Raw genomic sequence first — 10,265 nt, 5'->3', positions numbered from 1 at the left:
CTGCGCGATTTTGAAAATGAATTACCCGAAGAAGTCAAGATGAGGCGTGTGACAGACCAGACGGAAGTCGTTGCCGTGAGTATTCGGGACTTTCTCAAGGAATTGCTGATAGCCATTATTTCGGTGGTAATTGTAGTGATGTTGTTGCAGCCTTTCCGCGTGGCCTTGGTGGCAGCGGGAACGATTCCCGTGAGCATCTTTATCGCTCTTGGAATTTTCTACGTATTCGGCATTGAACTGAATACGGTGACATTGGCCGTCTTGATTTTAACACTTGGAATGATTGTCGATAATTCTATCGTGATTCTGGACGATTATCAGGAAAAGATTGCCGAAGGAGTACCCCGTTGGCGTGCTGCGGCAAATAGCGCTTCGCATTTTTTCAAGTCCATCTTTTCGGCGACACTTGCCATCAGCATTACATTCTTCCCGTTCCTAGTCTTTATGAAGGGAATGTTCAATGATTTTTTGCAATCATTCCCGTGGGCGATGACGATTGTCTTGATGGTTTCCCTTGGGGTGGCTGTTTTGGTGGTGCCGTACTTGCAGTTTGCGTTCCTTAAACCGCATAAGCGTAAACAGTGCAAGTTTAATTTTGAATCGGTATCCAATGCCGTTTATGAAAAGATTCTTAAGGTCTGTTTCAAATTCCCGAAAACGATTGTTGTAATTGCCATCGTGTGCGTTGTTGTCGGAGCTGTCGCCATTTGGGAGCGCCCCATTCGGTTGCTGCCGATTGCACAGCGGAACCAATTCTCTGTCGAGATATTCTTGCCTACAGGGACATCCATTGAAAGAACTTCTGCGGTAGCCGACAGTATGAAGCGAATACTCGAACACGACACGAGAATCAAGTCCATAACCTGTTTCATGGGAATGTCTTCGCCGCGATTCCACTTGACATACGCTCCGCAATTCGGTGGAACGAATTTTGCGCAGTTTATCGTGAATACGAAGGACGTCAAAGCAACGGATGAGATTATTGAGGAATATGCCCAGAAGTATGCGGAACATTTTACCGATGCCTTTGTGCGCTTTAAGCAATTGAGCTACAGCGATGCGATGTCACCGATTGAGTATCGTTTAACAGGAGAATCTGAAGTAGAGATTAAGCGAGCCGCCAATAAGATTGCAGACTATCTGCGCTCCATTCCAGATTTCTACATGGTGCGCACTAGCCTCAAGGAACCACTGAATAGTGTCGAAGTCAAGTTGAAAGAGGAAGCATCGAAACTGGGCATAAACCAGATGATTGCGCAGTCGCTCCTTTCTGCACGATACAGCGGCGGCATTCCTGTAGCGAGCCTATGGGAGGGCGATCGCAATATTCCCGTGGTGTTGAAGGGGACAAATGCCGATAGTGCCGATGTTGCAACGCTGGCAAACGAGAAGGTTTCAACATTTGGAGGGCTTGAAAATGTTCCGCTGCGACAAATTGCAGATTTAGAGCCCGCTTTCTACGACGGAGAACGGACGCGTCGTAACGGGTTTCCGGTGGTGACGGTTTCAGCAGAACTTGCATACGGTAAAAGTGCTAATAGTGCGGCAAGGGATTATTTGCAGAAAGTTCGTGAAATTGCCAAGACTGAAAATGTCGGCGTTGAAATTGGTGGAGAGGGAGAGATTGTGAATATACAGATGCCGCGTATTATCACTTCGTTGGCGGCTGCGGTAATCATCATCTTCTTTATTCTGCTATGGCATTTCAAGAAAGTTTCAACAGCTGTTTTGCTTGTTGGTTCACTTTCGCTTTGTGCATTTGGTACGGGAATGTCCATGGCTATCGCGAATCTTGATTTTAGCGTGACATGCGTTTTGGGCATTGTGAGTTTGCTTGGAATTATGGTACGTAACGGCATTATCATGATTGACTATGCCGAAGAACTCAAGCACGAAGAACATTGCGACGCTCAGACGGCAATTTTTAACTCGGCACTTAGGCGTATGCGTCCAATATTCTTGACTTCGGCCGCAGCTTCGGTGGGAGTGATTCCGATGATTATGAGCGGGAGTTCCCTATGGATGCCGATGGGCGTGGTAATTTGCTTTGGAACACTCATTACCATGTGTCTTATTCTCACGGTATTGCCGGTTCTCTACTGGAAGGTGAGCGGAGTACGGGTGAGGCTGAGGAAAAGTGTGTAATGTGGGGAGTATAGTGTGTAGTGTGAAGTGAATTTGGATTTAAAATTATGAATAAATTGTATGTTAAAATAGCGGCTTTTATTTTTGGCTTGCATTCTGCTTTGCTGGCGGCGGATATTTATACGCTTGACGACTGCCTGCGTATTGCTCGCGAGAACAATGCGACCCTCAAGAGCGCCAAGGTGAACCGGCAAATGGCAGAAGAAACGGAAGGCAGCGCCTTTCCGGCATATTTTCCGAAGGTCTTTGCAGGCGGTTTCGCGTTCATGGCAAACGACTATCTGGTAAAGCAGAAGATCGACATGTCGTCAGAAATAGAGGGTATGGGCCAACAATTTGCACCGACCATGATGCAAATGGGGCTTGACCCTACCATGCTTGCCGCAATACCGACCACCTACAACATGAAAATGATTGACAGGGGAATCGTAGGCCACTTGACCCTGGTGCAGCCCATATTTGCGGGCGGGCAAATCTACAACGGGAACCAACTGGCAAAAATCGGCACAAAGGCTGCCAAATTGCAGGAACACCTTGCAGAAACCGAAGTCCGCAAGAATACGGAAACCTACTACTGGCTGATTGTTTCGCTCAAGGAAAAGATGAAGACCATCGCCGAGGCCGAAAAACAGGTAGATGCCATCCGGGCCGATGTACAAGTTGCTGTAGAGGCGGGTGTCGCCGTCAAAAACGACCTGCTCCGTGTGGACCTCGAAAAGAAAAAACTGGAAAGCAACCGTCTCAAGGTAGAAAACGGCATATCGGTCGCAAAGCTCATGCTGGCACGGCAAATGAACCTAGGTGACAGCGATTTCGACTTGGCCGAGGCGTCTCTCGACAATATACACCCGCCCGAAGAATACAGGATATCCGCCGACGAGGCTGTGGAACGCAGGGTCGAAAGCAAACTGCTCGCAGTAAATCGCGAAGTCGCCGAAAAAGAACGTTCAATGGAAAGGGGAAAGACCCTCCCCACCGTGGCGGTTGGTGCGAGCCTATTGTACCAGAATCTGCTGGACGACGATGCCGTAAACGGGATTTTGTTTGCATCGGTGACAGTCCCCATTTCGGACTGGTGGGGCAACAGCTATTCAACGGCAAAATACGACCTGAAGGCGCAAAAGGCGGCCATCGACGAAGCCGAGAACAAGAACCTTATCAAGGTGGATATCGATGCCAAGTGGAATACGCTCGAAGAATCCTTTAGGCAGATTGAAATCAGCCGCGATGCCGTTTCCCAGGCCGAAGAAAACTTGCGGATGCAGCGAGAATTCTACAATGCCGGTACCGCAACACTCAGCAACATGCTTGAAGCAGAGACGCTACGGCAGCAGGCAAGCGACGGCTACACCGAAGCGGTAACGGGCTACTACACCGCCATCTGCGCCTATCTGACAGCGACCGGTCGGTAACGGTTTCCGCCAAGCTATTTTTTTGCAGAGTACTTCTTTTGGGGTTCGGCAACATTTTTGTAAAGCTGCAAATCTTTGAGTTCTTCAGCTTCATGCATGATCTCTTCGGCTTCTTTCATACTTATGAGATTGCTATCTGCTTTTTTCTGCGATGAAGCCTCATCTTCTTCGAATCCGCAGATTCCAAAATACTTGTCAAAGAAGTTCTTCAACAGCGCAAAGATTCTGTTCTTCAATTCGCTTCTATTTTCGGAGCTTTCATCCTTCTTCGCAAAAAGACTCTTTTTCGGCATGAGGGCAGGAAGTCCTGTGCCTATGTCGCTCATGCTGCCGTCTCTGAATGCATCTGCAAGATACTGGCGAGTCTTTTCATCATTGAGCTTATTTGTCTTGATAAGTTCTTCAAGGTCGGCGTCGCGACTTTCGCGGACGAACTCACGCCAGTCCTTATCCACGTTTGTCTTGGTGTTCACCCGTTCGATGAACGCTTCGATAAGTTCTTTCTTGCTACGTAGTTCAATAGAACCGTTTACGGCCTTGTTGATTTCGCCAAGAATGGTCTTGTCTTTACAGTGGCTCTTGTGGTATTTGGCGACAAGTTCAAGGATGTAGTCGATGGTAATATCCACCTGTTTGATAAGCTCGATTTCAAATTCAACGTCTTCCTTGATACTTTCCTTCTCGCCTGGATGCGGCTTATATTTTTCATAAAGACGCAGGTATTCGCCCTGGTAATCCTGCAAGGCCCTTGCGGAAAATTCGTCGTCCTTGAACTCGTCGAAACAGTTGAGAATGTTTCTTAGGCGGAGCAAGGCGCCGTAAAGCTGGATAAACTCTTTTTCATTTTTCTCGCCAATAGGTTCTCCGCTTGTCAGGTATTCGAGCGGGAACTTCTTTTCGAGTTCCTCAACGATTTCGAGGTAGCCTTTGACGTGCTTGCCTTTGTCGGTGTAGCCCTCGTAATAATCCTTAAATGTCTTTAGAAGGACTATTCCACCTGCATCCTTGTCGCCAAAGAGAGCGATTGCATCGTCCGTTTCTTTTTGGAGAGAACGGAAGCATACGATGTTTCCGAATGTCTTGACAGAGTTGAGAATACGGTTTGTACGGGAATAGGCTTGCAACAGGCCGTGCTGGCGTAGGTTCTTATCGACCCATAGCGTATTCAGCGTGGTTGCATCAAAGCCTGTAAGGAACATGTTTACGACGATAAGCAGGTCCACCTGCCTAGTCTTCATCTTTTCCGACAAATCCTTGTAGTAGTTGTCGAAGTTTCCGCCCTTGCTTGCGACAACCTTTGCGCTCTTATTCTTTCCGCTAAAGTTAGTCTTGAAAGTCTTGTCGTAATCGTAAATTGCAGATTCCAGGAAATCCCTTGAAGATTGGTCAAGGCCGTCAGGGGAATCCAAGTCTTCTTCGGGCAGGATGCCTGAATCTTCTTCGTTTGGAGCGTAGCTGAAAATGGTTGCAATGGTTAAACCCGCACCAGGTTCTCCTGGCTTACGCTCTGCAATTTGCTTCTTAAATTCATTGTAGTATAGCTTTGCAGCAGGGATAGAGGCAGTCGCGAAGATTGAGTTGAAACCATATTGACGCTTTCCTTCCAGTGCGTACGCCTCGTTGCGCTTTGTTTTCTGGTCGAAGTGGTCAAGTACATATTTGACGATTTCGCTGATGCGTTTCCCGTCAAGCAAGGCTTCTTCCGTCTCGATTGCAGAAACTTGCTTGTCGCTGCCACCCTTCTTTGCCTTGATTGTGTTTATGTAGTCAATGCGGAACGGCAAAACGTTGCCATCATTGATGGCGTTTACGATGGTATAGTGATGGAGTTTGTCGCCAAAGGCCTGCTGCGTTGTCTTTAACTGCGGGAGCTTGCCGCTGCCGGAGTTCTGTGGGAATATGGGTGTTCCCGTGAAGCCGAAAATATGGTAGTTCTTGAAAGTCTTTGTAATGCGTTGATGCAGCTCGCCAAAATGGCTTCTATGGCATTCGTCGAATATAAGGACGATGTGCTTGTTATAGATTTCGTGCGTCTTGTTCTGCTTGATGAAACAGCCCAGTTTCTGAATGGTTGTGACGATGATTTTGTATTCCTGTACACCGCCCTTCTCGTTTCTGTTCTCCAGCTGTCTTTTGAGAATTGCTGTAGATGTGTTCCCGTTGGCGGCGCCTTTTTGGAATTTGTCATATTCGCGCATCGTCTGATAGTCCAAATCCTGTCTATCGACGACAAAGAGCACCTTGTCGATTTTGTCCTTTTCGTCAGCCTCCATTTGTGAAGCCAGGAGAGCCGTCTTGAAACTGGTCAGTGTTTTGCCCGAACCAGTCGTATGCCATATGTAGCCGCCAGCATCGATCGTTCCCATCTTCTTGTAGGTAGTCGAGGTTTTCAGACGCTCCAGTATGCGTTCCGCCGCCATAATCTGGTAGGGACGCATCACCATCAATATTCTCTTTTCTGTAAAGATGCAATACTTGGTGAGAACATTCAAAATTGTATGCTTCGCGAAGAATGTGGCGGTAAAATCCACCAGGTCGCGTATATTCTTATTGTTGCCGTCAGACCAGTAGCTTGTAAATTCAAAGCTGTTGCTAGTCTTGACTCTGCCACGGCGCCCCGCTGCTTCTTTCAGATGGCCGTCGCGTGTGGTGTTTGAATAGTATTTAGTTTCTGTTCCGTTGCTTATGACAAAGATTTGGATGAACTCGAAAAGCCCTGTCCCAGCCCAAAAACTGTCTCGCTGGTAGCGGTTGATTTGGTTGAATGCTTCCTTGATGGAAATGCCGCGACGCTTGAGTTCCACATGAACAAGCGGCAAGCCGTTTACGAGAATTGTCACATCGTAGCGGTTGTCATGAGCTGCGCCCTGGTCTTCTCCAATGACATATTGGTTTATGACCTGGACACTGTTATTGTGGACATTCTTCTTGTCGATAAGCGTAATGTTCTTTGAACGCCCGTGGTCGTCCTTGAATGTCTTTACGGAGTCTTCCTGGATTGTTGCTGTCTTTTCTTCGATGCCCTGATTTGCGTTTGCAAGTTCCTGCTTGTAGAAACGTTCCCATTCGTCGTCGCTGAACTTGTAGTGGTTCAGTTCTTCGAGCTTTTTGCGAAGATTTGCTATCAAGTCTGCATCGGACTTGATTCTAAGATACTCGTAGCCCTGTGCCTGTAGCTGCTTGATGAACTCGCGTTCAAGGTCAGCTTCGCTTTGGTAGGCGCTTGACTTGGAACGAATCGGCCTGTATTCGGCAACGACGGTAGATTCACTTGTCTGGGCAACGGTATTGTACATAGTGGTCACTTTGTCTTTTCTATCACGTACTTGTTGAACCATTCGGGAACTTCGTCTATTCCTTCCGTAAAGACAATCTCGCCATCCCTGCATTCGGCAAAATTCAAGTAAGAAGTCTTGCCCGATTCTGAGTTGTCAAAAAAATAGACTCGGTCGGCAATCTTTAGGGCTGGATAAAGGTTCTCAAGAGAGTTGTAATACCTGCTGAACACCTTTTCCTTGGGAACTTTGTGACCACCTTGCCGTACACGGCTTTGAACGCGTTCCCAGTTGATTGCCGGGTCCTGGGTCGAAACAAAGTAGAGATAAACCTTGAACCCCTTGGCCTTTGCTTCTTGCAACAATTGCAGCTTTGACTTGTGCGAAAAGACAGTCTCGTAGAAAAACGTGCCGTCGGTTTCGAGCATCTTTGTCGTCAGGTAATCAACAAGGTAGGCGGCGATCGTGTTGATAGTCTTGTAGTCCCTTTTTCCCTTCCAAGTGAAAAGACTCTTTTCGAATGCAATTTTCTTCTGGATGTATTCGATGGTAATGTCGTTGCTGGGGCGGGTATTTTTGCGGGCGGATGCAAGAAATTCGTCCACACTACATGAAATGGGCCAGCCCTTGACGCTGAACCCCTTCTGTTTTAAATCTTTGGCGATTTTATCTGCATTGACATCAAGCCTTTCGGTGAAGAAGTTCTGCTTCACGAGATAGTCATACAGACTGGATTTGCCAGAACCGTTGGGACCGGCGAAAACCCTGAAGCGCTTCGTTATCATATGGAGAAAACCTTTTTGGATAGCTTCACTGGCGGTTTTACATGCCCGATGCTAGTTTTTCTTCCACTAGGGAACATCTTGTAGATAACAGTTCCTTCGGTAAAGCAGACCGGGACTCCGCTCAAGAGAGCTTTCTTGTAAGCGGCAACACCCGCCCTGGAATATACCGATTGGCGTTTCTTTATGTCGGACGATTCGGTTATGGATTCTTTTGTTGCTACGGCCATGATTTACCTATTGAACATGAAAAACAAGTCTTTTCCCTTTAAATATATAATAATATGCGGAAAAAGAAAGTCGTTCGCATTCAAATATTGGGCTTATCCGGCTTTTTTGAACGAAAGCAGTTTATCCCGATAATATTCGTATTGTTTTTTTCTTGCTTCGATTTCGGCGGGGATGCCTTGCGAAAGGTCATTTACAAGAGCATCGAACTTGTCGAGAATCGCAACGATACGTTCCTGTTCGGAAAGTGTAGGAATGGGAATTTGAATTTTTGTGAGAGTGTCGGGCGTGACTTCAATGACCTTTGTTCCATGAGCGAGCTTTCGCTTTTGTTCAAAGAACATTGATGTGTGGAAGTAATAGGACAGATACTTTGCGTTTTGATTGTGATGGATAATGGCAGAATGACCGCTAACGGCGATTTTCTCTTTTCCGACCCATGCAACGCATTTACAAACATCTTCTACGTTTTCGCTGGTCACTGCCATTACAACATCGTTTGGCTCTGCGAATTTTTGTTTTTCTGCCGCAGTTTCACTGATAAATGTGAACGTTTTATCAGCGTGTAAACCGTACTTGGTATAGATTTGACCGTAATGGATGCAGGGAACGCCGAAAGCCGAGAAGTCTTTCTTCTGGAAACTTCCTCCACGCATAATCGTTGCAATGTCACCCAATCTTACCATAGCATAACCAAATACATACTGGAGTAGTTTTATCTCGTCTTGGAGATTACCCCCCCCGTGTATAGAATTGTTTACATTTGTGTTGAAGGACAGAATCCTGTCGCGATAATACTCATATTGTTTCTTCCTCAAACTAATCTCGGCAGGAAGACCAATGTTTAGGTCGTTGCAAACCGCATCGAAATTGTCAAGAACATTCGCGATTTTTTCTTGCAAGGCGAGCGAAGGAACAGGAATTTTCAATTCGCTAATGGCGGGTACACTTGAATGAACGACCTTACTTTTGACTTTGCCAGCGCCTTTTTGTTTTTGTGCGTCCGTTGTAGATAAAGCGTATGCAAGGTATTTGGGATTTTGCTTATGCTTTAGCACAACAATATCACCGCCAGCTAAACATTTTTCTTTTCCCATGTACGCTGTGCTTTTGGCAATATCTTCGATGCTTTCACCCGTAATAGCAAATAAAATATCTCCATGTTCAAAGAACTTTGGAGAAGGGATGTTCTCCAACTTGGTGTGGGAAACGCATTTGTCAAAGTGAACGCCATAGGTGGTATAGATTTCTCCATAGCGAACACAGGAAATGCCAGATTGTGTAATCTGGTCTCTTGTTATTCCTGCTCCACGGAAAATATCTGTCGCTATCTCGCCCAAGGTCATCCACCTTACTTCTTCGTTGTTTAAACCAAATGTTAGGGGGGGGCTAACTTTTCCGAAGGACAGCAGCGCGTCGCGGTAGTACTCGTACTGCTTGCGACGCGCTGTAAGCTCCGCTGTAAGCTCCGCTGTAAGCGTAGTGAACTTGTCCAATATACGCACGATTTCACTCTGCACTTCAATGGGCGGGACGGGAATTTGAATACGTGCCATTACATTGCTCATCAACTTTGGATTTCCCATACCGCTATTTACATGTGCTGGTGCTTCACGCTTTAGTGAATAGTATAGATATTTAGTTATAATCTTCTCATTGTTTACTCCTAAAATACCGCATACATTAGTAACTGAGAATTTTCCATTTCGGTAAAATACAGTTCCAGCATTTGCTCCATCGGTTGTCCAAGTAAGATATTCTCCGTCATAATCGTAGGAAGAAATACGACCAAGTTCCCCATCCAACTCGGTTTGAGATGAATAGACAGGAAAACAGCCTTTATTTTCGTTTATATAGTCCTTGGACATTACACGGCCTCGTGATATAGAACACAATTGATCTATTCTATATACACTAACCCCATCCGGGCACAGTTCCTGAATCAATTCTTCCAGCTTGCTCATGCCTGCCCCTCGCCTTCAATTTCTTCAATGATGGCATCAATTTCCTGACGCAGGGTGGCTTCCCTGGCAACGATTTCGGCAATCTGGGCGTTCAGCACCTGGATATCAATTTGTTCACGGGTGTCTTCCGCTTCCACATAGGTGGAGACGGAAAGATTATAGTCATTGCCCGCCACTTCGTCATAATCCGCCAGATGGGAGAAATGGGCGTCTTCCTTGCGATGGGCATAGGTATCCACAATGCGCTGGATATTGGCGGGGGTCAGCTTGTTGTTGTTCGTCACCTTGATGCATTCCTTGGTGGCGTCGATGAACAGGGTCCGGTTGTCCGTCTTGCTCTTCTTCAGCACCATGATGCAGGTGGCGATGGACGTGCCGAAGAACAGGTTTGCCGGCAGCTGGATCACGCAGTCCACATAGTTGTTGTCGATCAGGTATTTGCGAATCTTCTTCTCCGCG

General features: G+C 46.6%; 6 protein-coding genes. 2 read left to right on the top strand and 4 right to left on the bottom strand.

Annotated features, from left to right (window positions below):
* Both ACKI61_RS12055 and ACKI61_RS12050 read left to right on the top strand, forming a co-directional pair.
* Positions 1-2,145, top strand: a 2,145-nt coding sequence (locus tag ACKI61_RS12055; protein WP_407457936.1) for an efflux RND transporter permease subunit, incomplete at its 5' end; no start/stop codon positions are given.
* Positions 2,146-2,234: 89 nt separating this feature from the next.
* Positions 2,235-3,557: a TolC family protein gene (locus tag ACKI61_RS12050; RefSeq protein ID WP_407457935.1), complete on the top strand. Its 1,323-nt coding sequence runs from the start codon at positions 2,235-2,237 to the stop codon at positions 3,555-3,557.
* A 14-nt stretch (positions 3,558-3,571) separates the two neighbouring features.
* Here ACKI61_RS12050 and ACKI61_RS12045 read toward each other — a convergent pair whose 3' ends face one another.
* The 4 genes from ACKI61_RS12045 to ACKI61_RS12030 form a co-directional block, all read right to left on the bottom strand.
* Positions 3,572-6,853, bottom strand: coding sequence for a type I restriction endonuclease subunit R (locus tag ACKI61_RS12045; protein WP_407457934.1), 3,282 nt, complete (start codon positions 6,851-6,853; stop codon positions 3,572-3,574).
* Between the two features lie 5 nt (positions 6,854-6,858).
* Positions 6,859-7,617, bottom strand: coding sequence for a zeta toxin family protein (locus ACKI61_RS12040; protein ID WP_407457933.1), 759 nt, complete (start codon positions 7,615-7,617; stop codon positions 6,859-6,861).
* A 320-nt stretch (positions 7,618-7,937) separates the two neighbouring features.
* Positions 7,938-9,806, bottom strand: a complete 1,869-nt coding sequence (locus tag ACKI61_RS12035; protein WP_407457932.1) for a restriction endonuclease subunit S — start codon at positions 9,804-9,806, stop codon at positions 7,938-7,940.
* Positions 9,803-10,265, bottom strand: a 463-nt coding sequence (locus tag ACKI61_RS12030; RefSeq protein WP_407457931.1) for an N-6 DNA methylase, incomplete at its 5' end; no start/stop codon positions are given. The genes ACKI61_RS12030 and ACKI61_RS12035, both read right to left, overlap by 4 nt.

This window comes from Fibrobacter sp. (assembly GCF_045601785.1).
Taxonomy (GTDB): Bacteria; Fibrobacterota; Fibrobacteria; order Fibrobacterales; family Fibrobacteraceae; genus Fibrobacter.
Note: the sequence above shows the minus strand (reverse complement) of the source record. Positions and strands in the feature narration are given on the sequence as shown.

Excerpts from the sequence above, each read along its gene's own strand:
- ACKI61_RS12040 (WP_407457933.1), bottom strand. The coding sequence starts at position 7,617 with ATGATAACGAAGCGCTTCAGGGTTTTCGCCGGTCCCAACGGTTCTGGC.
- ACKI61_RS12035 (WP_407457932.1), bottom strand. The coding sequence starts at position 9,806 with ATGAGCAAGCTGGAAGAATTGATTCAGGAACTGTGCCCGGATGGGGTT.
- ACKI61_RS12045 (WP_407457934.1), bottom strand. The coding sequence starts at position 6,853 with ATGTACAATACCGTTGCCCAGACAAGTGAATCTACCGTCGTTGCCGAA.